The sequence below is a fragment of the Streptomyces sp. NPDC001668 genome (genome assembly GCF_042893155.1).
Taxonomy (GTDB): Bacteria; Actinomycetota; Actinomycetes; order Streptomycetales; family Streptomycetaceae; genus Streptomyces.
In genome coordinates this window covers 326,957-349,949 of record NZ_JBIAUQ010000004.1, presented here as the reverse complement: position 1 = coordinate 349,949, position 22,993 = coordinate 326,957, and the positions used below count along the sequence as shown (strand labels likewise).

Annotated in this window: 19 protein-coding genes and 1 pseudogene; 6 read left to right on the top strand and 14 right to left on the bottom strand. The window is 71.2% G+C overall.

Annotated features, from left to right (window positions below; genetic code table 11):
- Nucleotides 1–35: 35 nt before the first annotated feature.
- Together ACFYZ8_RS14875 and ACFYZ8_RS14870 are read right to left on the bottom strand one after the other, a co-directional pair.
- Nucleotides 36–1,568, bottom strand: a complete 1,533-nt coding sequence (locus tag ACFYZ8_RS14875) for an alpha-L-fucosidase (protein WP_388532684.1) — start codon at nucleotides 1,566–1,568, stop codon at nucleotides 36–38.
- A gap of 9 nt (nucleotides 1,569–1,577) precedes the next feature.
- A complete protein-coding gene (locus ACFYZ8_RS14870; protein ID WP_388532682.1) occupies nucleotides 1,578–3,398 on the bottom strand; it encodes a family 20 glycosylhydrolase in 1,821 nt (606 codons plus the stop codon).
- 249 nt (nucleotides 3,399–3,647) lie between these two features.
- On the opposite strand from ACFYZ8_RS14870, the gene ACFYZ8_RS14865 reads away from it, so the two are divergent.
- A complete protein-coding gene (locus ACFYZ8_RS14865) occupies nucleotides 3,648–4,991 on the top strand; it encodes an amidase (protein ID WP_388532680.1) in 1,344 nt (447 codons plus the stop codon).
- A gap of 10 nt (nucleotides 4,992–5,001) precedes the next feature.
- Here the strand turns inward: ACFYZ8_RS14865 and ACFYZ8_RS14860 are convergent, their stop codons facing one another.
- Complete coding sequence (locus ACFYZ8_RS14860; protein WP_388532678.1) at nucleotides 5,002–5,484, bottom strand: GNAT family N-acetyltransferase; 483 nt, start codon at nucleotides 5,482–5,484, stop codon at nucleotides 5,002–5,004.
- A 51-nt stretch (nucleotides 5,485–5,535) separates the two neighbouring features.
- The gene (locus ACFYZ8_RS14855; RefSeq protein ID WP_388533806.1) at nucleotides 5,536–5,736 is read right to left on the bottom strand and encodes a hypothetical protein; all 201 of its coding nucleotides are present in this window, start codon (nucleotides 5,734–5,736) and stop codon (nucleotides 5,536–5,538) included.
- 440 nt (nucleotides 5,737–6,176) lie between these two features.
- On the opposite strand from ACFYZ8_RS14855, the gene ACFYZ8_RS14850 reads away from it, so the two are divergent.
- Together ACFYZ8_RS14850 and ACFYZ8_RS14845 are read left to right on the top strand one after the other, a co-directional pair.
- Nucleotides 6,177–6,527, top strand: a complete 351-nt coding sequence (locus ACFYZ8_RS14850) for a hypothetical protein (protein WP_388532676.1) — start codon at nucleotides 6,177–6,179, stop codon at nucleotides 6,525–6,527.
- A gap of 25 nt (nucleotides 6,528–6,552) precedes the next feature.
- A pseudogene (locus tag ACFYZ8_RS14845) lies at nucleotides 6,553–7,229 on the top strand (SDR family oxidoreductase).
- Between the two features lie 5 nt (nucleotides 7,230–7,234).
- On the opposite strand, the gene ACFYZ8_RS14840 reads toward ACFYZ8_RS14845, so the two are convergent.
- The 4 genes from ACFYZ8_RS14840 to ACFYZ8_RS14825 all read right to left on the bottom strand — a co-directional run bounded on the left by ACFYZ8_RS14840 (nucleotide 7,235) and on the right by ACFYZ8_RS14825 (nucleotide 13,301).
- Nucleotides 7,235–7,465, bottom strand: coding sequence for a hypothetical protein (locus ACFYZ8_RS14840; RefSeq protein ID WP_359031124.1), 231 nt, complete (start codon nucleotides 7,463–7,465; stop codon nucleotides 7,235–7,237).
- A gap of 97 nt (nucleotides 7,466–7,562) precedes the next feature.
- Entirely contained in the window at nucleotides 7,563–9,083 is a 1,521-nt protein-coding gene (locus ACFYZ8_RS14835) for an SDR family NAD(P)-dependent oxidoreductase (protein ID WP_388532674.1), read from the bottom strand.
- Between the two features lie 103 nt (nucleotides 9,084–9,186).
- The gene (locus ACFYZ8_RS14830; RefSeq protein WP_359031122.1) at nucleotides 9,187–10,515 is read right to left on the bottom strand and encodes a wax ester/triacylglycerol synthase family O-acyltransferase; all 1,329 of its coding nucleotides are present in this window, start codon (nucleotides 10,513–10,515) and stop codon (nucleotides 9,187–9,189) included.
- 167 nt (nucleotides 10,516–10,682) lie between these two features.
- A complete protein-coding gene (locus ACFYZ8_RS14825; protein WP_388532671.1) occupies nucleotides 10,683–13,301 on the bottom strand; it encodes a PA14 domain-containing protein in 2,619 nt (872 codons plus the stop codon).
- Nucleotides 13,302–13,478: 177 nt separating this feature from the next.
- Between ACFYZ8_RS14825 and ACFYZ8_RS14820 the strand changes: the two genes are divergently transcribed.
- The gene (locus ACFYZ8_RS14820; protein WP_359031120.1) at nucleotides 13,479–13,871 is read left to right on the top strand and encodes a hypothetical protein; all 393 of its coding nucleotides are present in this window, start codon (nucleotides 13,479–13,481) and stop codon (nucleotides 13,869–13,871) included.
- Here the strand turns inward: ACFYZ8_RS14820 and glgC are convergent.
- The 3 genes from glgC to ACFYZ8_RS14805 are packed head-to-tail and all read right to left on the bottom strand — an operon-like array spanning nucleotide 13,868 to nucleotide 17,061.
- The gene (glgC, locus tag ACFYZ8_RS14815; RefSeq protein ID WP_359031119.1) at nucleotides 13,868–15,088 is read right to left on the bottom strand and encodes a glucose-1-phosphate adenylyltransferase; all 1,221 of its coding nucleotides are present in this window, start codon (nucleotides 15,086–15,088) and stop codon (nucleotides 13,868–13,870) included. The genes ACFYZ8_RS14820 and glgC overlap by 4 nt on opposite strands.
- Before the next feature lie 54 nt (nucleotides 15,089–15,142).
- Entirely contained in the window at nucleotides 15,143–16,294 is a 1,152-nt protein-coding gene (gene glgA, locus ACFYZ8_RS14810) for a glycogen synthase (protein WP_388532669.1), read from the bottom strand.
- A 38-nt stretch (nucleotides 16,295–16,332) separates the two neighbouring features.
- The gene (locus ACFYZ8_RS14805; RefSeq protein ID WP_388532668.1) at nucleotides 16,333–17,061 is read right to left on the bottom strand and encodes a (2Fe-2S)-binding protein; all 729 of its coding nucleotides are present in this window, start codon (nucleotides 17,059–17,061) and stop codon (nucleotides 16,333–16,335) included.
- 210 nt (nucleotides 17,062–17,271) lie between these two features.
- Between ACFYZ8_RS14805 and ACFYZ8_RS14800 the strand changes: the two genes are divergently transcribed.
- On the top strand, nucleotides 17,272–18,447 hold the full coding sequence (locus ACFYZ8_RS14800; RefSeq protein WP_388532666.1) for a DMT family transporter: 1,176 nt from the start codon (nucleotides 17,272–17,274) through the stop codon (nucleotides 18,445–18,447).
- Here ACFYZ8_RS14800 and ACFYZ8_RS14795 read toward each other — a convergent pair.
- Nucleotides 18,437–19,606, bottom strand: a complete 1,170-nt coding sequence (locus ACFYZ8_RS14795; protein WP_388532664.1) for a transglycosylase family protein — start codon at nucleotides 19,604–19,606, stop codon at nucleotides 18,437–18,439. The genes ACFYZ8_RS14800 and ACFYZ8_RS14795 overlap by 11 nt on opposite strands.
- Nucleotides 19,607–19,874: 268 nt before the next feature.
- Here ACFYZ8_RS14795 and gndA point away from each other — a divergent pair, with 268 nt between their 5' ends.
- Nucleotides 19,875–21,314: an NADP-dependent phosphogluconate dehydrogenase gene (gene gndA, locus ACFYZ8_RS14790; RefSeq protein WP_388532662.1), complete on the top strand. Its 1,440-nt coding sequence runs from the start codon at nucleotides 19,875–19,877 to the stop codon at nucleotides 21,312–21,314.
- A gap of 478 nt (nucleotides 21,315–21,792) precedes the next feature.
- Here the strand turns inward: gndA and ACFYZ8_RS14785 are convergent, their stop codons facing one another.
- Both ACFYZ8_RS14785 and panD read right to left on the bottom strand, forming a co-directional pair.
- A complete protein-coding gene (locus ACFYZ8_RS14785; protein ID WP_359031111.1) occupies nucleotides 21,793–22,143 on the bottom strand; it encodes a GNAT family N-acetyltransferase in 351 nt (116 codons plus the stop codon).
- 38 nt (nucleotides 22,144–22,181) lie between these two features.
- Complete coding sequence (panD, locus tag ACFYZ8_RS14780) at nucleotides 22,182–22,601, bottom strand: aspartate 1-decarboxylase (RefSeq protein WP_388532660.1); 420 nt, start codon at nucleotides 22,599–22,601, stop codon at nucleotides 22,182–22,184.
- Nucleotides 22,602–22,993 lie beyond the last annotated feature (392 nt).

The following is a 22,993-nucleotide window of genomic DNA, read 5'->3' as shown; positions in this document are numbered from 1 at the left end:
ACCAGATCGACGACGTCCTGGTGGCCACCCGCTCCTCAGACCTCGGAGCGGTACAGCCCGAACTCCCCCACCCGTACCGCGCTTCGGGACCGTGTCACCCGCAACCGCCATCTCCGCGCCCGTACCGGCGCCGACAGCAGCAGGATGCGGCTCGCGCCGATGGTGCCGGCGCCCGTGACCTCGGTCCAGGCGCCGTCGCGGAAGGCCTCGACGACGAAGCTCTCCACCTGCTGACCGTGCCGGATGTCCTCGGCGAGGCGGATGCGGTCCACCTCCCGCTCGCGGCCCAGGTCCAGCGTGACGCGGTCCGATGCCGTGGTCCTGCGCGCGCCCTGTGCCAGATCGCGGGGCAGCTCGCGCTCGATCCGCTCACGGAACTCGCGCAGCCGGACGACGTCCGTGCCGTGCAGCAGACCGTCGGTGTCCGGCGGAACGTTCAGGAGCAGCACCGCGTTGCGGCCCACGGAACCGAAGAAGATCTCCGTCAGGTAGTCGACGGACTTGGGCTGTTGGTCCGCGTGGTAGAACCAGCCGTCGCGGAGGGAGACATCGCACTCGGCGGGCCACCACTGGAGGTAGTCCGTGACCGGCTGCGCCTTCACCAGGGCCGCCCGGCTGCCCTCGTCCGGGGTGTCGTAGGACAGCGCCCAGTCGGTGCGGCCGTACTGGTTCTCCTTGACCGGGACGACGCTCCACTCGTCCTCGCGCGCGATGCCGCTCTCGTTGCCGACCCAGCGCAGGTCGGGGCCGGTGACGGCGATCGCGGCGGCCGGGGCGAGGGCGCGGACCAGGGTGTACCAGCTGTCCCAGTCGTAGCTCTCCACCTTGTCGGGCGGGATGTGCCCCTGGGCGCCGTCGAACCACACCTCGTCCACGGGCCCGTACTCGGTGAGCACCTCGTACAGCGTGTTGAGCATGTGGGCGCCGTAGTCGGTCGCGGGGAGGGTGTAGAAGCGGTCCGGGGAGCGGTCGTCGCCCTCGACCAGGGTGGGCACGGTGCGCTCGGAGCGGGCGCTGCCGTTGGCGTAGACGCCGTGCAGGTACTGGTTCTCGTCGGCGGGTGAGAGGTAGACGCCGACCTTGAGGCCGTGCCGGCGCATGGAGTCGGCGAAGGAGCGCAGTACGTCGCCCTGTCCGTCGCGCCAACTGCTGGACGCCACGGTGTGGCCGGTGTAGCGGGAGGGGTAGAGGACGAAGCCGTCGTGGTGCTTGACGGTGAGGATGGCCAGTTTGAAGCCGCCGTCCTTCAGGGCGGCCGCCCACTGGTCGGTGTCGAGGCGGGCCGGCTGGAAGACATTCGGGTCCTCGTCGCCGGTGCCCCACTCCAGGCCGGTGAAGGTGTTGACGCCGAAGTGCAGGAAGGCGGTGCGTTCCAGGCTCTGCCAGGCGATCTGCCGTGCGGTGGGCCGGACTTGGGACGCCTTGCGGACGAGGGCGGCCTCGGTGTCGTCCGGTGAGACGGGGATGCGGTAGCGGGGGTCACCGCCCGAGGCCGCCGCCGGCCCCGGAATGCCGGTCACGGCGAGGCCGGCGGCCGCGGTGACGAAGAGGCGTCTGGAGACAGTCATGGGGGCTCCTCAGCTCACGTGCCAGACCGTGGGGGTGTGCTGGTCGGCCGGGTACTGCACGATCCGGCCGTCGTCCGTGACGGTGAGCGCCATCCGCGTGATCGCGTTGACGAGCCGGTAGCCGCGCCCCGCGGGCTCCAGCACCCAGCGCTGCAAGGTGCTCGTCGCGTCGCAGGTGTCCCAGCTCGCCTCGACTCCGGGCTGAAGCGGCACGTTGAGGGTGAGCTTGCCGCCGCTGACCGCGAGGCAGCCCGCCGCCGACCGGAGGGTCGCGTAACCGTCCGGCGTGCGCTGCACCGAGGCCGTGAAGGACCGCCCGAAGGTGTACGTGCCGTCCGCGACCGGCACCCGGGTCAGGTCACGCCATCCGGGTGCGTGCCCGACTGCCGTACCGCGTGCCACGAACTGCGCGTAGGTGGCGTCGGGGTGCGGGTCGCCCCAGGTGGCCTGGGCGACGTGGCGCAGCGCGGGCCAGAGGCGGACGGCGACCTCGTTCTCGGTCTCCCCGCGTCCGTTGTCCGGCCACAGGCTGATCTTGGCGCCGGTGACGCCCTTCGGGGAGGTCAGCTTCTCGCCCTCGAAGCTGCGCGGGTCCCAGCTCTGGTCGTAGAGCGACTCGGTGTCGCTGTGGAAGCCGCCGCGGATCAGGTAGAGCGAATAGGCGGCGTTCATCACCGAGTAGCCCTGTGCGATGAGCTGACTGGGCTTGACCGCCACGTCCAGCCAGTGCTCGACCGTGGTGTCCTTCTCGACCGGCACGGTGTTGGCCCCGGTCAGCCCGTCGTTCCAGATGCGCAGCCGCACGCCCTTGCCCGCCGCGTAGTCGTGCACGCGGTTGACGAAGTCGACGAAGGCGTCCTGCGGGGCCGCGCCCGAACCGTACTTCTCCTGGGCGTACTTCAGGATCTGCGGGTACTTCGCGAAGTCGGAGCCGAGCATGTACTCGTCGGCGCCCATGTGCCAGGACGTCGAGGTGAAGACCTGGGCGTACTCGTCCATCAGGCTCTTGTAGTAGTCGAAGGAGGCCTGCTGGGTGATGTCGAGCCGGGAGGGCTGCCTGGTGCCGTCGGAGTCGGTGAGCTGGAGGTCCGGGCGGTTCTCGATCCAGGGGTCGATGTGTCCTGGGGAGTTGATCTCGGGGATGATCTCGACGTGGTACTTGTCGCCGAGGGCGACGAGCTGCCGTATCTCGTCCTTGGTGTAGTAGCCCCAGGTGTTGGCCTCGGGGTGGGCGTCGCTCTTGACCTTCAGCTCCACGAGCAGCTGGTTGAGCTTGTTGTAGGCCATCTCGCGGACGAGGTTCTCCAGCCACGGCAGCGAGATGTGGATGTAGCAGGCGCACACGCCGACACCCCGCTCCTTGTAGCGGGGCACGTCGACCGTGCGTCCGGCGGGGATCCGGTCGCCCTGCGCGAGGAGCTGGAGCAGGGTCCGGGTGCCGTAGAAGGCGCCGGTCTCGGTCGCTCCGGTGATCGACAGGCTGCCGCCGGAACGGAGTTCGTAGCCCTCGGCGCCGAGGGAGGTCCGGGACGGCTCGACGTTGATAACGATGTCACCGGTCCTGGCTCCTCCCCGTACGACAGGGACCGAGCCGTGGCCGGATGTGCGCAGATCACCGGCCAGCGTGTCGGCGACCCGGCGTTCGGCCGCGCCGTCCGCGACCAGGCGGGCCCCGGGCCGGTAGACGTAGGCCCCCGGCGCGGGGGTCCACCGGGTCAGGGCAGGCACCGTGACCGGCGCCCCCTCCTCGGACCGGGCGACCGCCGGGACGGGTGCCAGGAGCAGCGTCAGCAGCGTCACGACGGCGGCGAATCTCAGCCGTTTCCTCATGAGCGACTCCCTATTCATCGGGTGGCTGATAATTGAGGCCACCAGAAGAGCTGTCAACGGGGCTGAATCGGCCCTGAGTTGAGCCAGAGATCGGATGACCTGCTGGTCGGCGCTCCTCACCCGGCCTCATCCGCCGCGAAAAGTCCAAGAGGACCGGCCCGAATGTCCAAGCGCGAGCGCTCTCGACGTGACGTCCGCCTCCGGGCAGAGTTCTCCTTACGTACTCGCGAGTAGCCCCGAGGAGCGCATGTGACCAGCTGGGTCGGCCGTACGGCCGCCGAGATCGCCGCCGCCGTCCGCGAGAAGCGGGCCACGCCCCGTGAGGTGGTGGCCGAGCACCTGGCCAGGATCGAGAAGCTGGACAGGCGTGTCGGGGCGTTCCGGCTGGTGCGGGCCGAGGCGGCACTGGCGGAGGCCGACGAGGTGGGCTCCCGGGGCGACCTCGGCGAACTCCCCCTGGCCGGTGTGCCCGTGGCGGTCAAGGACAACCTCGCCGTGCGCGGTGAGACCAACCGTGTCGGCTCCGCCGCGACCCCGGACACTCCCGCCGCGGCCGACCATGAGGTAGTGGCCCGGCTGCGGGCCGCGGGCGCGGTGGTCGTGGGGCTGACGAACGTTCCGGAGCTGTGCGTCTTCGGCACCACGGAGGGCGTGCACGGCACCTCCCGCAACCCCTGGGACACCTCGCGCACCGCGGGCGGCTCGTCCGGTGGCAGCGCGGCCGCGGTCGCCGCGGGCCTGGTCCCGGTCGCCCTCGGCAACGACGGCATGGGCTCCCTGCGCATCCCCGCCGCCAACTGCGGGCTGGTCACGCTGAAGCCCGGGTCGGGGGTGGTGCCGGCCGGCATCAGCGACGGCGACTGGTTCGGCATGTCCGAGAACGGCCCCCTCGCGACCACGGTGGAGGACGCCCGCCTGCTGCTTTCGGTCATCGCCGGCACCGAGTTCGTACGACGGGACGCGCCCGCCACGCTCGACGTCGCCGTGTCCCTGCGCAGCCCCCTCGCCGGGGTCTCCGTCAGCGCGCCGTACACCAACGCGGTCCGGGAGGCGGCCGGGCTGCTGATCAAGGCGGGGCATCAGGTGCGGCGCGCCGATCCGCCGTACCCGCTCTCGCTGGGCATGACCTCGCTGGCCACCTGGACGGCGGGGACGTCCGTGGACGCCCAGGGGCTCGACCCGCGGCTGCTGGCCCGGCGCACCCGGGTGCACGCGGCGATCGGCCGGCGCTTCGTCAAGGGTGTGCGGAAGGGCAGGGCCCGGCAGGAACTGCGTGCACGCCTGGAGCCGTTCTTCGCCGAGCACGACGTGCTGCTGATGCCGGCCCTGGCCCGGCGATCCCCCAAGGCCGAGGCCTGGCACGAGCGGGGCTGGCTGCGCAACGTCCTGGTCAACACCGCCTACTCGCCGCTGACCCCGCCGTGGAACCTCACCGGCTGGCCGGCCATGTCGGTCCCGCTCGGCACTCTGCCCTCGGGCGCCCCCACCGCCGTTCAGCTGGTGGCACGGCCCGGTTCGGAGACGGTGCTGCTGGAGGTCGCGGAGGAACTGGAGCGACGGCAGCCGTGGCGGCGGACGGCGCCGCTCGACTGAGCGCCTGTGATCACAGGGCCTTGTACATGATGTGCAGCCCGACCAGTCCGTGCCGGGGGTGTTCGAAGGCCTCCGGCACGGTGCCGAGGATCGTGAAGCCGAGGGAAGTCCACAGTTTCACGGCCGGGTTGGTCTCGACGACGGCGTTGAACACCATGCCCCGGTAGCCGTCGGCCGCGGCGCCGGCCAGGATGTGCTCGGCGAGGGCGCGGCCGATGCCGCGGCCGGCCTGGTCGGGGTCGACCATGAAGCCGGCGTTGGCGATCCGGGCGGCGGGGCCACCGTAATTGGGGGTGACGTAGGCCGAGGCGACGAGGGCGCCGCTCTCGTCCTCGACGACGTGGACGCGTTTGGCCGGGTTCATCCACAGGGCGCGGGCGGCCTTTTCGGAGGTGTCGGGGTCCCAGGCGTAGGTCTCTCCCGCGGCCACGATCCGGTGCCAGAACGGCCAGATCCGTGGCCAGTCGTCGGCCACGGCTTCTCTGATCAGCATGGGCGTGAGTCTCGCACGCCCATGCCGTCGGCGATCGCGAAGGTCCCGCCGTCAGTCCACGCTGGGCAGGATGTGGGGCTCGGCGAGGTCGTCCTCGTAACCCGCGAGACGGATGGGGGCGGACCGCGCCCACACGTCGAGGCTGCCGATGTCTCCGGGCCGTCGGCCCGCGCGCTCCGGGCGTTCCTTGGGGCGCTGTTCGCGATTCGTCTTCTCCGGTGTCACCGCGCACTCCTTATGTGTCGGGCTCACCCTCGGGTCGTACCTGTCCAACCTACGGTCGGTGCCTGGACGTCCGCTCGGGAATGGGTCGAGATCGGTTCGGACGCGGTGGCGCCGTGCAACTCAGGTGAGAGCAGGCCGTGGTGACCGGCTTGTCCCGGGACGGACTGTGGGTGTGGGTGGGACCCCGTACTGCCGTCCGTCGGCTACAGATTAACCAGATGAGCAGGGGTGCGCTCGATAGGGGCTGAAAACAAGGTGTAACCATTGCAATTCACCTTGGCTTTTCCCGCCATGTTCCGCCTGTTTTGTCAGTTGATATGCCTTTCCGGAGTCACTCGTTCGGCCTACGTCCCGACCGGCTCTCCGAGCCGTCGGGGTCACGCAGTTCAAGTCCCGTTGGCCGCGTCGCAAGCCACCCATGATCTGCTGACCCATGACAGCGGCCGGCCCGGCGGGAGGTCTGACGTATGGAACTGCGCAGTGTCGACGAGCTGATGGATCTGCTGCACGCCTGCGGCAGCGAACACGCCCTGCGGACCGCCGCGCTGCTGCGCCGCAGCCGCCCCGCCGACAAGGAACTCCAGGTGGCGGGTCTGCTGCTGGGCACCGGACAGGCGGCCGAGGTCTTCCGCACCCTGCTCGGCGAACGGGTCCACCGCCTGATGCGCCACCACGGCGCCGGCGCGGACGACGACCTGCTGCGCCTGGCCGGCGAGGAGAGCCTGACGTCCCGCTTCGACGCCGGCGTCCTGGAGGACTGGCGTGCCGTCCTGGAGCTGGTCGCGGCACGCAACTCCCGTCTGGAGACTGTCGACTGACGATCCGTCACGAGACGGTACGGCGATGACGTCGCCGTACGGACTGCACGGCAGGGCTGCCCTCGTGACCGGCGGCACCCGGGGGATCGGGCGCGAGGTCGCCCGGCAACTGGCCGATGCCGGCGCGCTGGTGTGCGTCACGGCCCGGGACCGGGAGGAGGTGCGGCGGGCCGCCGCCGAACTCTGCGGCGTCGGGCTCGCGGGCAGCGTCGCCGACCCCGCCTCGCGCCATACGTCCGGATCGACCTCCATGAGGGGGCCGAGGCCTTCACCGTGAACGTCGAGGCACCGCTGCGACTGGTGCAGGCGGCGTGGCACGGGTGGATGCGGGAGCACGGCGGGTCGGTGGTCGACATCTGCACGGAGGGCGCCGGGCACGTGGGGCCGAACGTCGGCGCGTACGGCACCAGCAGGGCGGCGCTGCTTCACCTGACTCAGCAGCCGGCGGGCGAGCTGCGCCGAGGGTGCGGGTCAACTCCGTCTCCCCCGGGCTCGTGCGCACGGAGATGGCGCGGTTCGTGTGGGAGAAGGGGCCCGTCGAGCTGCCGCTGGGACGGACAGGGGAGCCCGGGGACGTCGCGCGGGCCGTGGATCACCGGGGCGGATCTGCTGGTGGACGGGGGCACGCGGGTGCGGGCGGCGCACCCGGGCGGGTACGCCGTCCATGACCGGCTGCGGTCCGGTGCGCCGCCGCACTCATGACCGCGTCAGGGGGCCAGGGCGACGCCCATGAGGACGATCAGACACGCGAAGACCACGAAGGCGATCATGCCCCAGCCCCAGGGGTGCCTGATCGGGTCGGAGGGGCCGCCGCGGGGCCGGTCCTCCGGGAGCACGTGCTGAAGCGGACGGTCGCTCGCGTAGAACTCCTCGTCGGTGGGGTAGCGGTTGCGCGGATCGTCGAAGGCGCGCGGATCGATGCTGTGGGAAGGTGCCATGACAACTCCTGGCGCCGGGAGACACTCCGGCCTCCGGGTTCCCCGTCGTCGGCGGCCCACACGTCAGGGCCGCCGACGAGCGGTCAGGGCCGCCGGCTCACCACTTCCCGGGCGCGTAGTCCTTCAGGAAGACCCCGTACACGTCCTCGCCGTCCTCGCCGCGCACGATCGGGTCGTACACGCGGGCCGCGCCGTCGACCAGGTCGAGGGGGGCGTGGAAGCCCTCCTCGGCGAGGCGGAGCTTGTCGAAGTGGGGGCGCTCGTCGGTGATCCAGCCGGTGTCGACGGAGGTCATGAGGATGCCGTCGGTCTGGAACATCTCCTGGGCGCTGGTCCGCGTGACCATGTTCATGGCGGCCTTGGCGGCGTTGGTGTTGGGGTGGCCCGCGCCCTTGTAACCGCGGCCGAAGACGCCCTCCATCGCCGAGACGTTCACCACGTAGGAGCGGCCGCTCCTGGCCTTCTTCGCGGCATCGGCCATGGCCGGGCGCAGCGCGCTGATCAGGATGAAGGGTGCCGTGTAGTTGCACAGCTGGGTCTCGAGGAGCTCCACCGGGGAGATCTGCTCGATGGTCTGGACCCAGGTGTTGCTGTCGACGACGTCGGGGACCAGGCCGCCCGCGTCGATGGCGGTGCCGTCGAGGTGCCGGGCCACGCTGGCGTTGCCCGCGACCAGGGCGAGGTCGGCGACCTGCTGGGCGTCCATGCCGGAGATCCCGGCGGGCAGCGAGGCCAGTCCGTCGACCGAACCGGAGCCGAAGGCGCCGATGACGTGGTGGGCGGGGAGTTCACCGGCGGGCAGCGGGGCGCTCTCGCCCTCGACCAGGGCGGCGTAGGCGGACGGCAGCCGTCGTACGGTCTGGGTCGCGTTGTTGACGAGGATGTCGAGCGGTCCCGCCGCGGCGACCTGCTCGGCGAGGGCGACGGCCTGCGCCGGGTCGCGCAGGTCGATGCCCACGACCTCCAGGCGGTGCAGCCAGTCCCCGGAGTCGTCCATGGCCTTGAAGCGGCGGATGGCGTCCTTCGGGAAGCGGGTGGTGATGGTGGTGTGCGCGCCGTCGCGCAGCAGCCTGAGTGCGATGTACATGCCGATCTTGGCGCGGCCGCCGGTGAGCAGGGCGCGCTTGCCGGTGAGGTCGGCGCGGACGTCGCGCTTGGCCCGGTTCAGGGCGGCGCAGTCAGGACAGAGCTGGTGGTAGAAGTAGTCGACCTCGACGTAGCGGGTCTTGCAGGTGTAGCAGGAGCGCGGGCGCTGGAGTATCCCCGCGATCCTGCCCTCCTCGGTCCGCGACTGCGGCAGGATGCCCTCGGTCTCGTCGTCGATGCGCTGGGCGGAGCCGGTCGCCGTGGCCTCGGTGACCGCCCTGTCGTGGGCGGTCTTGGCGGCCCGGCGCTCCTGCCGGCGGCGCTGCTTCACGGAGCGGTAGATCCCGGCGGTGGCCCGGCGCACGGCGATCGCGTCCGGGTGGTCGACGTCCAGCTTGTCGAGCTCGTCGAGCACGCCGAGGCAGACGGCCAGCCGCTCCGGGTCGATGCCGGGGCCGTACGCGACCTCGTCACCGGGCTCGCGCACGACCTCGTCCGTGGTCGTCGCCGAGCCGTCCTCTGTCACCGTCATCGCGCTGCCGTTTCCCTGGTCACCCGTGCGGCCGTGGCCGCGTCCGCTGGTCGAACGCGGAATTTTACTTCAGCGCCGGGCCCGGCCCGCAATCCGGAGACGATCAAGCCCCGCAGGCGGCCAGCAGCTCCTTCACCTCCTCCGACAGCGCCGCGGCGAAGCGATCCAGGTCAGGCACCGCTTCCGCGTCGGCGACCAGGCCGTAGTGGACCTGTCCCCGGTACGTCGAGATGGCCACCGCGAGGGACTGGCCGCGGGCCAGCGGGGCGAAGGGGTAGACCTCGGTGACCGGGTTGCCGCCGAGCTTCAGGCCGATGCCGGGCAGGGGGACGCTGGTGACGAGGAGGTCGAACCAGAACCGGGCGCCCTGACCCGCCAGGGGCCCGCCGAGGCGGTGGCCGAGGGCCGGGACGTGGTCGGCGAGCAGGGCGACGGCGCCCGCGCCGCGGTGGGGGCCGGCGTCCTTCTTGCGGTCCATGGCCGTACGGACCGTGTCCAGCCGGCCCAGCGGGTCGGGGTCGTCGACCGGCAGCCGCACCAGGTACCCGGAGAGCCGGTTGCCCTGGGGGTGTGCGGTGCGGGGACGGCGCCGGGAGACCGGGATGAGGGCGCGGGGCGTCACCCCCTCGCTGCCGTCGCCGCGCTCGTCCAGCCAGCGGCGCAGGGCGCCCGCGACGACGGCGATCAGGACGTCGTTGACGGTGCCGCCCCGGCTCTTGCGGACGCGGTGGACGTCGTCGAGGTCGACGACGACTCCGGCGGTACGGCGGGTGCCGCTCGGCTCGGCGGTGAGGGCGGCCGAGGAGCGCACGCCCACGGAGGACAGGGCGACGGAGGCGCCGATGTCGAGGGCGCGGCCCAGGTCGGAGACGGCGCCCCGGACGAGCTCGGGCAGCTTGCGCACGTCCGGGAGCAAGCCCTTCGCGGGCTCCTCGGGGCGCGGCCCGCGCGCCGGCAGGTCCATCGGGTCCAGGATGGCGGCGGCGAGCGTCAGCGCCCGCAGTCCGTCGGCCAGGGCGTGGTGGAACTTGAAGAGCACGGCGAAGGAGACGCCGTCCTCCCCCGGCAGCACATGCGCCTCCCACGGCGGCCGGTCGCGGTCCAGCGGCCGCTGCATGAGCCGGCCGGCCTCGGCGTGGAAGTCCGCGGTCGGCGCGTGCAGCAGGACGTGCCGGAGCGGGTCGAAGTCGGGATCGGGGACGCGGGCGGCTCCCCCGAAGGCGAACGGGAAGCCGAGCGGCCACACGTCCCGGATCCGCATCCGCAGTCCGGGTACGGCGGCCGCCCGGCCCGCGAGCAGGTCGGCCGCGTGGGCGCCCGCGGTGGGCGAGTGCGCCGTGAAGACGCCGAGCGCTCCCAGGTGCATCGGGTGCTCGGCGGATTCCATGTTCCAGAACGCCAGGTCGAGAGGGGCCAGCAGGTCAGAAGTCAATGGCTTGCCTCGCGTCGACAACGGGTGGGCCAGCAGTCAATCGCCCTCCGGCGATTACGGTCAAGTACGATCAAGCTACGCACAGTTAACATCAGATTAAGTCCCGCCCCTCGTGAAAGGGGCGGGACACATGGTGCGGAAGTGCTCACTCGTCGGTCGGTCGCCGGTCAGTCACCGGTCGTCGCGCACCCCGTCGGAGTCGCCCGGGAGGCGTCCCGGATCAGGGCCAGATGCGCGGCCTTCACCCGTCCGGAGTCCGGCTTCAGGACCTCGCGGTCGTACGTGAGCAGCCCGTTCAGCTCCCCCTCCACGTCCGAGATCTGCGTGTAGACGGCCCCGTTGCTCCCCCTGCACACCAACGACCGCACCTCGTCGAGCTTGGCCAGGTAGTCGTCGGTGTAGGTCGCCGGATCGACGTCGACGTACGACTGCTGCACCGGCCACGCGTGTCCGGGCACCGCCAGGCCGAGACCCCCGTACTCCCCGCTGACCAGGGCACGCCTGCCGTCCGGGTGAGGCGGCAGGGCGGGACTCGGATAGCCGTGTTCGTCCATGATGTCGCCCGCGTCGCCGTCGGCTCCGAGGTTGAGGCCCGACTGGTTGTCGACCAGGCGGGTCGGGTCCCAGGCCTTGGCCTGCTCGGCCACCCGGCCGATGTCGTACTGGCCCCAGCCCTCGTTGAAGGTCACCCACATGACGACCGAGGGACTGCTGATGTGCTCGTCGATCATCTGCTTCATCTCGCGCTCGTACTCGGCGCGTGCGGCGGGACCGGGGTTCACCCCGGCGGTCATGGCGGGCATGTCCTGCCACACCATCAGACCCAGCCGGTCGGCCCAGTAGAACCAGCGGTCGGGCTCGACCTTGATGTGCTTGCGCACCGCGTTGAAGCCGAGCTGCTTGTGCACCCTCAGGTCGTACGCGAGGGCCTCGTCGGTGGGTGCGGTGTGCAGGCCGTCCGGCCAGAAGCCCTGGTCGAGGGTGGCCATCATGAAGACCGGCTCCCCGTTGAGGACCGTGCGCGGGGTGCCGTTCACCTTCTCGACGGCGATGGAGCGCATCCCGAAGTAGCTGCCGACGCGGTCGGCCCCGACGGTCACCTTCAGGCCGTAGAGGAACGGGTCGTCGGGCGACCACAGGCGCGGGTTGTCGATGGTCAGGGTCAGGGGTTCGCCGGTCCGGCCGTGCACGGTGGCGACCTTCCGCTTCCCGTCGTACGCCGTCGCCGTGACCGGTACGCCGTCGCGGACGCCCTGTGCCGCCACGGTCAGCCGGCTGTTCGACACGTCGGGGGTCAGCTTGAGGGAGTCGACGTGGTCCGGGGCGACCGGTTCCATCCAGACGGTCTGCCAGATGCCGGAGGACGGGGTGTACCAGATGCCGCTCGGGTCCAGGCGCTGCTTGCCGAGGGGCGGGTTCTCGCCGTCGGCCGCGTCGGTGGGGTCGTACACGCCGACGATGAGTTCCTGGGTGCGGCCGGGTTTCAGCGCGTCGGTGATGTCGGCGCCGAACTTGTCGTAGCCGCCGGTGTGTTCGGCGACCCTGGTGCCGTTGACGTACACCACGGACCGCCAGTCGACCGCGCCGAAGTTGAGTTGGAGGCGCTTGCCGGCACCGATGTTCCAGTCCGCCGGGACGGTGAAGGTGCGGCGGTACCACATGCGGTCCTCGTGCCGTTCGAGCCCGGAGAGCTGGGACTCCACGGGGTAGGGCACGAGGATGCGCTCGGCCAGGTTCCGGCCCACGGGCGGCTGTTCACCGGCCTCGGCGGCGGCGAACTGCCAGCGGCCGTTCAGGTTGCGCCACTCCTGGCGGGTCAACTGCGGGCGCGGGTACTCGGGATGGGCGTTGCCGGGGCCCACCTCGTCGGCCCACCGCGTCCGCAGTTCGTACGTCGAGTGGTTGGGGCCGCTGCTCCAGAAGGAGTGGACAACGTTGCCGTCGGCGCCGGCGAGTCCGCCCTCGCCGTCGTAGCGGAGGTCGGCGGTGCCGCGGGCGGTGCCGGTCCTGTTGCCCACGACGGGCTCGGCGAGGGTGACGAGAAGGGCGCGGGGGTCTCGCGGATCCTGTTTCGCCTCGCTCAAGGGCCACTTGGCGCCTCCGATCACCGCCTGGAGGTGACCCGTGAGGCCGGCCGGGGGCGCCGCGAGGGGGTGGGCGAAGCCGAGTTTCAGGGTGCGGCCGGTACCGAGGACGGTGGTCGCGATCGGTCCGTCGTAGTCGTAGCCGTCGGGGAGCCGGAACGCCGACTGCGGTACGGCCTCCTCGGCACCGCCGGGCTGGACCCAGCGCAGGTGGAGGTTGGAGCCGCCGTAGTGCTCGAAGTACTCGACCTTGATGTCGTAGGACTCCCCCGCGGTCAACTCGACGGGCTGCGCGCTCTGTTCGCGGTCCCAGTCGTCGACCCAGTGGTCGATGAGGAGCCGGCCGCCGATCCACAGGCGGAAGCCGTTGTCGGCGATGACCGAGAAGGTGTGGGGGCCGGACCTCTCCGGTACGACCTTTCCGGTCCAGCGGACACTGACGTCGTCCGAGCGGCCGGTCGCCGCGGCGAGCCGGGGCTCCAGGGTGTCGAAGTCGAGGTTCGGGTCGAAGGTGGTCGCCTTGAGCTCGTGGAAGTCGAAGGCGCCGGGGGCGGACTGGGTCCAGTACTCGCCCTTGAGACCGCGGGCCCCGACCGGGTCGTCGGCGAGGGCGGGAGCCGCGGTCAGGCCGGCGAAGCCGAGGAGGGCGGCGAACAGTAACGCCAGTCGGCTTCTGAGGCGGGTGAGGGGCCTGCTGTGCATGGAAGCCTCCATAACAACGTTGTCATGGACAGGAATTGGCATGACAACACGGATTCCGGCTTCCGTCCAGGGACATGACAAGCACCCGTGGTGGGTCCCGTCCGCGCATGCCGTCGGCGCGTCGCACGCGGACAATGGGAAGGAGAACCACTCCCCTGCCGGAAGAAGGCGACGGAGATGCCGAAGGTTTCCCGCGACACGGCCACCCAGGGCGGCGACTACGGGGCGGTCGTCGACCGCGCCGAGGAGTTCGGCGACTACACGGTCGACTTCGTGACGTTCCGCGAGGACATCGACCACGGGCCCCTGCTCAAGGGGCTGCCCGACGACCGGTGCCAGTGCCCGCACTGGGGCTACGTCTTCCGGGGCGAACTCACCTTCCACTACGCGGACCACGACGAGGTGTACCACGAGGGCGACGCGTTCTACGCCCCCGCGGGACATGTCCCGATCCACACCGAGCCGGGCAGCGAGTACCTGCAGATCAGCCCCTCGGACGAGCTGCGCCGGACCAGCGAGGTGATCATGAAGAACTTCGCGTCCCTGCGGGGGCCCGAGAACAGGACCTAGGACACGAGCTGGCCCTTCCCGAGCGCGATCACCCCGCCCTTGGACACCGTGTACAGCTCCGCGTCCCGCTCCGGGTTCACACCGATCGTGGCGCCCGGCGGGACCTCGACATTCTTGTCGAGGACGGCACCGCGGACCACCGCGCCCCGGCCGATCTTGACGCCGTCGTGCAGCACCGAGCCCTGGACCACGGCCCCCGGGTCGACCAGGACGCCCGGCGACAGCACGGACCGCGTGACCTGGCCCCGGATCAGGCAGCCCGCGCTGATGATGGACTCGCTGGCGATGCCGCCCGCGTTGAAGCGGGCCGGGGAGAGCTGGCCGGAGTGGGTGTAGATGGGCCACTGCCGGTTGTAGAGGTTGAAGGCGGGGCGCTCGGCGATCAGGTCCATGTGGGCGTCGTAGTAGGCGTCCAGGGTTCCCACGTCCCGCCAGTAGCCGCGGTCGCGGGTGGTCTCGCCGGGGACGTGGTTGGCGCTGAAGTCGTAGAGCTGGGCCTCGCCGCGGTCGGTGAGCTGCGGGAGGATCGATCCGCCCATGTCGTGGACGGAGTGTTCGTCCTCGGAGTCCCGTTGCAGGGCTTCGATCAGGGCCTTGGTGGTGAAGATGTAGTTGCCCATCGAGGCGAACACGGTCTCCGGGTCGTCCGCGAGCCCGGGCGGGTCGGCGGGCTTCTCCAGGAAGCGTTCCACCGTGAGGCCGTCCGAGGCCGGTGAGATCACCCCGAACGACGGGGACTCCGAGCGCGGGACGCGGATCCCGGCCACCGTGACGCCCGCACCGGACTCGATGTGCTGCGTGAGCATCTGGCGCGGGTCCATGCGGTACACGTGATCGGCGCCGAAGACCGCCACGTACTCGGGGCGCTCGTCGTAGATCAGGTTCAGGGACTGCAGGATCGCGTCCGCGCTGCCCAGGTACCAGCGCGGGCCGAGGCGCTGCTGGGCGGGCACCGGAGTGATGTAGTTGCCGAGCAGGCTCGACATCCGCCAGGTGGTGGTGATGTGCCGGTCCAGCGAGTGCGACTTGTACTGCGTGAGCACGCAGATGCGCAGGATGTCGCCGTTGACGAGGTTGGACAGCACGAAGTCGACCAGGCGATACGTTCCGCCGAAGGTGACCGCTGGTTTGGCGCGGTCCGTGGTCAGGGGCATCAGGCGCTTGCCCTCTCCGCCCGCGAGTACGATGCCGAGCACCGAAGGTCCGCCACGACGCATGGTCGCTCCCCTCACCCTGGTATGTGACCCATGCTTGCCCTTGCCCGGGGCTCGCTACGCCTGTTTGAGGATCTCCTCGTAGAGCCGGACCGTGCGCCGCGCGACCGCGTCCCAGCCGAACTCGCCCACCGCGCGCTCCCGTCCCGCCTCGCCCATCCGGCGTGCCGTCGCCGGATCGCCGATCACGGAGTCGAGTGCCCGCGCGAGGCCCGTTTCGAACGCGTCGTCCACGGTCACCAGCAGTCCGGTCCTCCCGTCGTCCACGACCTCAGGGATGCCGCCGACCCGGGAGGCCACCACGGGAGTGCCGCAGGCCATCGCCTCCAGGTTGACGATACCGAGGGGTTCGTACACCGACGGGCAGACGAACACCGCCGCGTGGGTCAGCAGCTGGATGACCTCGGGGCGCGGCAGCATCTGCGGGATCCAGAACACGCCCTCACGGACCCGGCTCAGCTCCTCGAACAGCTCGCGGAACTCCTGGTCGATCTCGGGTGTGTCCGGGGCGCCCGCGCACAGCACGACCTGCGCGGCCGGGTCGATGTCCCGGACCGCCCGCAGCAGGTGCGGCACGCCCTTCTGGCGGGTGATGCGGCCGACGAACAGCACGAACGGCCGGTCCCGGTCCAGCCCGACGCGGTCCAGTACGTCGGTGCTGTGGTCGGGGCGGTACAGGGCGGTGTCGATGCCGTTGTGCACGATGTGGACCTTGGCCGGATCCAGCGCCGGGTAGCAGCCGAGGATGTCCTCGCGCATCGCCCCGGAGACGGCGATCACGGCGTCGGCGGACTCGATCGCGGTGCGTTCGGCCCAGCTGGAGAGGGCGTAGCCGCCGCCGAGCTGTTCGGCCTTCCAGGGGCGCAGGGGCTCCAGGGAGTGGGCGGTCATCACGTGCGGGATGCCGTGCAGCAGCTTGCCGAGGTGGCCTGCGAGGTTGGCGTACCAGGTGTGGGAGTGGACCAGCTCGCGGCCTTCGAGCCCCGCGGCCATGGAGAGGTCCACGGAGAAGGTGCGCAGCGCGTCGTTGGCGGTGTCCAGCGCGGACCAGGGCCGGTGCCGGACGACGCCCTCGGTGCGGCCCTCGCCCCAGCAGTGCACATCCAGGTCGACGAGGGACCTCAACTCCCGGGCCAGGAACTCGACATGGACACCCGCGCCGCCGTACACGTCCGGCGGGTACTCCCGGGTCAGCAGGCCCACACGCACCCGGTACCCCCTGTCTCACGACTGATCGGCTTTCATGGTCACCCAGATGCGCCGCGCGGGGAAGAGCGCGGGGCTCGTGTGAAACAACAGTCACCGCACACGCCACCCCCCGGCAACCGGTAGTACAGACAGCAGCTGCGGCGGCGGAGCGTGGTGCTGTCGAGGGTGCCCGCGAGCAGGGGGTGCGCGAGGAGTTCCGCCGCGAGGGCGCGGGCGTCGGGGTGGCCCAGTTGACGGACGGCTCCCATGAGCGCCGAGCCGGCGTTGCCCCACAGCAGTCCGCCGGCCAGCCGGTACTCGGTGTGCAGCAGCGCCGCCAGGGGCTCGAGATGGCCGTGCAGCACGACCCGGGCGATCGTCCCGGCGTCGGCCGGAAGCGGCGTCACCGCGTCCAGCCACAGATCGTCGGGGGCGCTCGCCTCAGGGTCCCAGTGCAGCCGGTGCGGGGCCAGGTCGGGGATGTGCCCGTACCGGACGGCGCAGCCGAGGGCCACCGACCACAGGCGGGCGGCGAGGCCCTGGTGGGCGATCGAGGCCGCGATCCGGGGCTCGGGGGCGCGCAGGGCCGCGGCGACCTTCTGGACACGAAAAGTCAGGGTATTTCCGTAAACATCCGACACCTGGTTCTCGTAGACTTGTGCGAGGGTCGGCAGCGCCGGGCGTGATGCCCCGGGAGGGCCGCCGATCGTGCGCAGTACGAAGAAGGCGCCGAGCGGTCGCAGCGCCGCGAGATCAGGGTCGAGGTCCACGACCAGCAGTAGTACCAAGGCCCGTAGGGGAACCCACCAGGGGGCCTCCACCCCGTGTCACCCGCCTTGGGGAGGACACGGACCCTTTTGTACTCCATCGGCAGTAGGACCCATTGCCTGCTCAGGTACGACGACGGGAAGAACTTTTCCCGGCATCGTGTTCTGCATGGAAGACGACCGTTCGTCGCGCCGGGCAGCCAGCCCCCGCCTCACGCAGAGGAGCAGCTCATGAGTGCCCTCGCGTTGTCCGTGCTCCTCTCCCTCGTCTCCGCCGTCGCCTACGCGGGCGGAGCGATCGTGCAGGAGCAGGTCGCGGTGTCGCACCCGGACGAGCAGTACGCGCCGCTGCGCCGGCCGAGCTGGTGGGCGGCGGTCGCGCTGAACGGCCTCGGTGGGCTGCTGCACGTGGTGGCGCTCGCCTACGGCCCCCTCAGCCTGGTCCAGCCGCTGGGCGCCCTGACGATCGTGTTCGCGCTGCCGATGGCCGCGCTGTTCGTGGGCCGCAAGGCCGGGGCCACCGCCTGGCGGGGCGCGATCATGGCCACGGTGGGTCTGGCCGGTCTGCTCTCCCTGGTCGGCGCGTCCGACGCGCAGTCGCTGAGCACGGCCCAGCGGCTGTTCGCCGGGCTGGTGACGGCCGCCGCGGTGGTCGCGCTGATGATCGCGGGGCGGGCCGCGCACCGGCACCCGGCGGTGCGCAGCGTGCTGCTCGCGACCGCGTCCGGCATAGCGTTCGGTATGTCCTCGGTGTTCACCAAGACCGTCGCCGTCGACTGGAGCGGCGGTGTGACGGCCTCGGACCTGCCCTCGCTGGCCGCGATCGGCGTCCTGGCCACGGCCGGTCTGATGCTGTCGCAGGCCTCCTACCGCGGCGCCGGTCTCGCGGCCCCGCTGGCCACGCTGACGGTCGTGAACCCGGTGGTGGCGGCGGCGGTCGGCATCACGATGTTCGGCGAAACCTTCCGCTACGGCACCACGGGCACCGCGCTCGCCCTGAGCTGCGGTGTGGTGGCGGCGGGCGGGCTGATCCTGCTGACCACGGAGCGCATCCAGCGCACCGGGTCCCAGCCCGTGCCTGCCTCGTCCGAGGACCTGGAGGTACTGGCGGACCCGTTCGTGCCGGCGCCCGCCGAGGAGCCGGCCGACGCGCTCCTGCGCGAGGAGGTGCTCGTCGAGAAGGTGCTTGGCGAGAAGGTGCTTGCCGAGAAGGTCGCCGCCCTGCGTGAGGAACTGCTCGTGCCGTCCCCCGCCGCACCCGAGGCGGTGGCGGGGGCGTCGGACGGCCCGTCCGCCGGGCTTCCGGGCCCGGGCGACGAACCCCCGGCGTACTACGGCCCCTTCTACGGCGCCGGGTACATCCCGATGCCGGTCCTCGACCGGCACCGGACCCGCGTCAAATCCTGATGCCGCCGGCCCGGAGATACGCCACCGGGTCGACGTCGGAACCGAAGCCGGGCCCCGTCCGCACCTCGAAGTGCAGATGCGGGCCCGAGCTGTTGCCGGTGGTGCCGGAGCGGCCGATGCGCTGCCCGCCGCCCACCGACTGTCCTGCCTTCACGGAGATCGCGGACAGGTGGGCGTACTGCGTGTAGCGGCCGTCGGCGTGCCGGATCACCACCTGGTAGCCGAAGGAGCCGCCCCATCCCGAGGTGACGACCTTCCCGGCCGCGACCGCCTTCACGGACGTCCCGGTGGGCACCGGGAAGTCGACGCCGGTGTGGTAGCCCTTCGACCAGGCGGAGCCCGCCTTGCGGTACGGGGTGCCGAGGGAGGCGTTCACGGGGGCGACGAGGCCCGTCTCCGCGGACCGCTCGGTCTTCTCGGTCCTGCGGGTCCTCTCCTCGGTGCCGGAGGAGGTGTTCTTCGTCGAGGTGTGCTCGGTGGTGGTGGTCGTGCCGGAGGTGGTCGTGCCGGAGGTGGTCGTGCCGGTGGTGGCGCGCAGCCTGAGCCGCTGTCCGGGCAGGATCAGGTCGGGGTCGGCCCCGACGGTCTCGCGGTTGGCGGCGTACAGCCCCCGCCAGCCGCCCCGGACCTTGTGCGCGTCGGCGATCCCGGACAGCGAGTCGCCGCGGACCACGGTGTACAGCCGGGCGGACCCGGCCCGCGACTGCGGGGTGGTCTGCGGCTGCACGTCCCGCACGGAGGCCGTCTTCTCGGTGTGGGGCTGGAGGTCCGGGGTCGAGCCCCCGCGCGTCAGCCCGGCCCGCACCGAGCACGCCGGCCAGGCGCCGGGTCCCTGTCCGTCCAGCACCTTCTCGGCCACGGCGATCTGCTGGTCCCTGGTGGCCAGATCCGCGCGCGCCGCGTACCGGGTGCCGCCGTACGCCTCCCAGGTGGACTGGGTGAACTGGAGCCCGCCGTAATAGCCGTTTCCGGTGTTGACACTCCAGTTGTTGCTGGACTCGCACGCGGCGACCTTGTTCCAGGTGTCCACGTCGGCGGCGTGGGCGGTGCCGGTGCCGATGAGCGGGACCGCGATGCCGACGCCGCCCGCCGTGACGGTGAGCGAGGCGCGGTTGATCCTGTTCGGCTGATACCGGCGATGCCGGCCGCGTACGGCCATGACGGGCCTCCCCCTAGACATGCGTCCTGCGCCAGGAGGGGCAAAAGTAAGCGCCACGAACAGGCCATGACAAGACGGCAACCAGCCGCTTGGGGTCACGCGCCCAACCGGCGCTCCCCGCTGAACGCAACGAGGCGCCCGAACCGTATTGCTGGTGTGCGGAGAGTCCCCCCGACAAGCCAGGATGACCGGTGGACGATACTGACAAGCACGACCGGCAGCGAGAGACGACCTACGCGATCCACAGGATCTTTTGGGAGCAGGCGGTATGAGCAACACAGCGCAGATCGGTGTCACGGGCCTCGCGGTCATGGGCCGCAACCTCGCCCGTAACTTCGCCCGCAACGGCTATACGGTCGCCCTCCACAACCGGACCGCGTCGCGTACGCACGCCCTGGTCGAGGAGTTCGGGGGCGAGGGCGACTTCATCGCGGCCGAGACCGCCAAGGAGTTCGTGGCGGCCCTGGAGCGGCCGCGCCGTCTGGTCATCATGGTGAAGGCCGGTGAGCCGACCGACGCGGTGATCCAGGAGTTCGCGCCGCTCCTGGAGCCCGGTGACATGATCATCGACGGTGGCAACGCGCACTTCGCGGACACCCGGCGCCGGGAGCGCGAACTGCGCGAGCAGGGCATCCACTTCGTGGGCATGGGCGTCTCCGGCGGTGAGGAGGGCGCGCTCAACGGCCCGAGCATCATGCCGGGCGGCCCGAAGGAGTCGTACGACTCTCTGGGCCCGATGCTGGAGAAGATCTCCGCGAAGGCCAAGGACGGCGCTCCCTGTGTGACCCACGTGGGTCCCGACGGGGCCGGGCACTTCGTGAAGATGGTCCACAACGGCATCGAGTACGCCGACATGCAGCTCATCGGCGAGGCGTACCAGTTGCTGCGGGACGTGGCCGGGTACTCCCCCGCGCAGATCGCCGACATCTTCCGCACCTGGAACACCGGCCGCCTGGACTCGTACCTGATCGAGATCACGGCCGAGGTGCTGTCCCACGTGGACGCGGCCACGGGCAAGCCGTTCGTGGACGTGGTGGTGGACCAGGCCGAGCAGAAGGGCACGGGCCGCTGGACGGTGCAGATCGCCCTCGACCTGGGTGTCCCGGTCTCGGGCATCGCGGAGGCGGTGTTCGCACGGTCGCTGTCGGGCCACGCGGAGCTGCGGGAGGCGTCCCGCGGTCTGGCCGGGCCCAAGGCGTCCCCGCTGTCGGAGTCCGAGGCGGGTGCCTTCGCGGACCGCGTCGAGCAGGCGCTGTACGCCTCGAAGATCGTGTCGTACACGCAGGGCTTCCACGAGATCGCGGCCGCCCGTGAGGAGTACGACTGGGACATCGACCTCGGTGCCGTCTCCGCGATCTGGCGCGGCGGCTGCATCATCCGCGCGGCCTTCCTGGACCGCATCCGGTCCGCCTACGACACCCGCGCGGACCTGCCCAGCCTGCTCTCCGACGACACCTTCGCCCAGGAGATCGCCGACGCGCAGGACGACTGGCGCGAGGTCATCGTCGCGGCGACCCGGCAGGGTGTGCCGACGCCGGGCTTCGCGGCGGCGCTGGCCTACTACGACGCGCTGCGCGCCGAGCGGCTGCCCGCCGCGCTCACGCAGGGGCAGCGGGACTTCTTCGGGGCGCACACCTACCGGCGCACGGACCGCGAGGGCTCGTTCCACACGCTGTGGGGCGGGGACCGGTCCGAGGTGACGGGCTGAGCGTCGCCCTGACAAAGGGAAGGAGGGCCACCGCTCGGTGGCCCTCCTTCCCTTTGTCACCTGCCGTCAACTGAGCGGCGGCCCCGGCTCCGGATTCGGAACCGGCTCGGGGCCCGGCGGCACCGGGGACGGCGACGGGTCGGGGCCGGGGGCCGGCGGGACCGGATCGGGTCCCGGACCGGGGCCGGGGCCCGGAGGCGGGGTCGGGTTCGGGGGTGACGGCGGCTCCGGGGCCGGCCCCGGAGTGGGAACCGGCCCGGGGCCGGGCGTGGGGCTCGGCGGGACGGGGTCGGGGTACGGATCGGTCATCAGGTCCTCCAGCCAGTCGGTCAACATCGGCTCTGGACTACTCCCCCGCGTACCCGTGGCCCCCTCCGCCAGTCACCCGTGTGCGTGACGAAGGGGCCGCGTGGGACAGCGCACGGCCCGCCCCGTCAGGAAGTCGGGGCGGGCCGGGGCGATCCGGTACGGCGTCCGTTCAGAAGCCCTCGGGGTGGGCCGCCAGCCACTCCTTCGCCGCGCGGAGCAGCTCCGGGGCGGCCGCCGGGGCCTCGTCGGGGTGGCGTTCGGCCCACTTGACGACGTACGGGCAGAGAGGGGCTACGGCCATGCCCTCGCGGGCCGCGATGCCGTAGAGCTCGCGGGCCAGGGAGCCCGCGATGCCCTGCCCCTCGTGCGCCGGTTCCACGATGGTGTGGACCGGGACCAGGGCGCGCTCGGGGTTTTCGAGGACGAAGTACTGGATGTGGCCGACGACTTCGCCTCCCCCGGAACCGAACGCCTCCAGGCGCCCCGCCTGTCGGTCGTCGCGGATCTCTATGTCGCTCATGGGCACGCTCCTGGTCCGAATATCGTCGGGCGGCAGGGTCAGGCCGGTACCGCCTGCGGGCTGCGCTCCTGGTCGGAACCCGGCACCGGCTCGGACGGATCGGCCCCCAGGGCGAGAATGCGGTTGTCGAGGTCCACGTGCACGACCCGGGGTTCGAGCGCCCGCGCCTCGGCGTCGGTCACCTGAGCGTAACTGATGATGATCACCAGATCTCCGGGGTGGACGAGATGGGCGGCGGCACCGTTGATCCCGATCACCCCCGAACCGCGCTCGCCCTCGATGACGTACGTCTCCAGCCGGGCGCCGTTGGTGATGTCGACGATGTGGACGAGCTCACCGGGCAGCAGGTCGGCGGCGTCGAGAAGATCCGCGTCGATGGTCACCGATCCCACGTAGTGCAGGTCGGCCTGGGTGACGGTGGCTCGGTGGATCTTGGACTTGAACATGGTCCGAAGCATGAGGAAACTCCTGGTTTGTCGGCTCCCTGCCCGCTCTTTGCAGGTCAAGGGCGTTTCGCCGGAGGGTACAACTATTCGCATTTTCGGTCAGCGGTCCCCGGGTGTTCCAGGGCTCACACTGACTCATTGCTGACTTCCCTGATGGACCATCAGCCCCCCACGATGAGTCGTCAGCCGACCGTAGCCGCCAGTGGGCGATACGGCTGCACCAAAGGTGCAACCGCACGGTCATGACCAACGCCGCTCAGGCGCCCAACACCGGTGGCGATACGGTAGTCACCCGTTCGACAACCCGTGCGGACGCTCCCGACCGGCAGCCCGTCGCACGCAGGGCGTTCGGCGATGCGGGTGACTTCAGCGGATGGCCAGGCCGGCTAGCGGAGAATGAGCAG

Excerpts from the sequence above, each read along its gene's own strand:
- ACFYZ8_RS14875 (WP_388532684.1), bottom strand. The coding sequence starts at position 1,568 with ATGACTGTCTCCAGACGCCTCTTCGTCACCGCGGCCGCCGGCCTCGCC.
- ACFYZ8_RS14870 (WP_388532682.1), bottom strand. The coding sequence starts at position 3,398 with ATGAGGAAACGGCTGAGATTCGCCGCCGTCGTGACGCTGCTGACGCTG.
- ACFYZ8_RS14860 (WP_388532678.1), bottom strand. The coding sequence starts at position 5,484 with ATGCTGATCAGAGAAGCCGTGGCCGACGACTGGCCACGGATCTGGCCG.
- ACFYZ8_RS14850 (WP_388532676.1), top strand. The coding sequence starts at position 6,177 with ATGGAACTGCGCAGTGTCGACGAGCTGATGGATCTGCTGCACGCCTGC.
- ACFYZ8_RS14840 (WP_359031124.1), bottom strand. The coding sequence starts at position 7,465 with ATGGCACCTTCCCACAGCATCGATCCGCGCGCCTTCGACGATCCGCGC.
- ACFYZ8_RS14835 (WP_388532674.1), bottom strand. The coding sequence starts at position 9,083 with ATGACGGTGACAGAGGACGGCTCGGCGACGACCACGGACGAGGTCGTG.
- ACFYZ8_RS14825 (WP_388532671.1), bottom strand. The coding sequence starts at position 13,301 with ATGCACAGCAGGCCCCTCACCCGCCTCAGAAGCCGACTGGCGTTACTG.
- ACFYZ8_RS14820 (WP_359031120.1), top strand. The coding sequence starts at position 13,479 with ATGCCGAAGGTTTCCCGCGACACGGCCACCCAGGGCGGCGACTACGGG.
- glgC (WP_359031119.1), bottom strand. The coding sequence starts at position 15,088 with ATGCGTCGTGGCGGACCTTCGGTGCTCGGCATCGTACTCGCGGGCGGA.
- ACFYZ8_RS14800 (WP_388532666.1), top strand. The coding sequence starts at position 17,272 with ATGAGTGCCCTCGCGTTGTCCGTGCTCCTCTCCCTCGTCTCCGCCGTC.
- ACFYZ8_RS14795 (WP_388532664.1), bottom strand. The coding sequence starts at position 19,606 with ATGGCCGTACGCGGCCGGCATCGCCGGTATCAGCCGAACAGGATCAAC.
- gndA (WP_388532662.1), top strand. The coding sequence starts at position 19,875 with ATGAGCAACACAGCGCAGATCGGTGTCACGGGCCTCGCGGTCATGGGC.
- ACFYZ8_RS14785 (WP_359031111.1), bottom strand. The coding sequence starts at position 22,143 with ATGAGCGACATAGAGATCCGCGACGACCGACAGGCGGGGCGCCTGGAG.
- panD (WP_388532660.1), bottom strand. The coding sequence starts at position 22,601 with ATGCTTCGGACCATGTTCAAGTCCAAGATCCACCGAGCCACCGTCACC.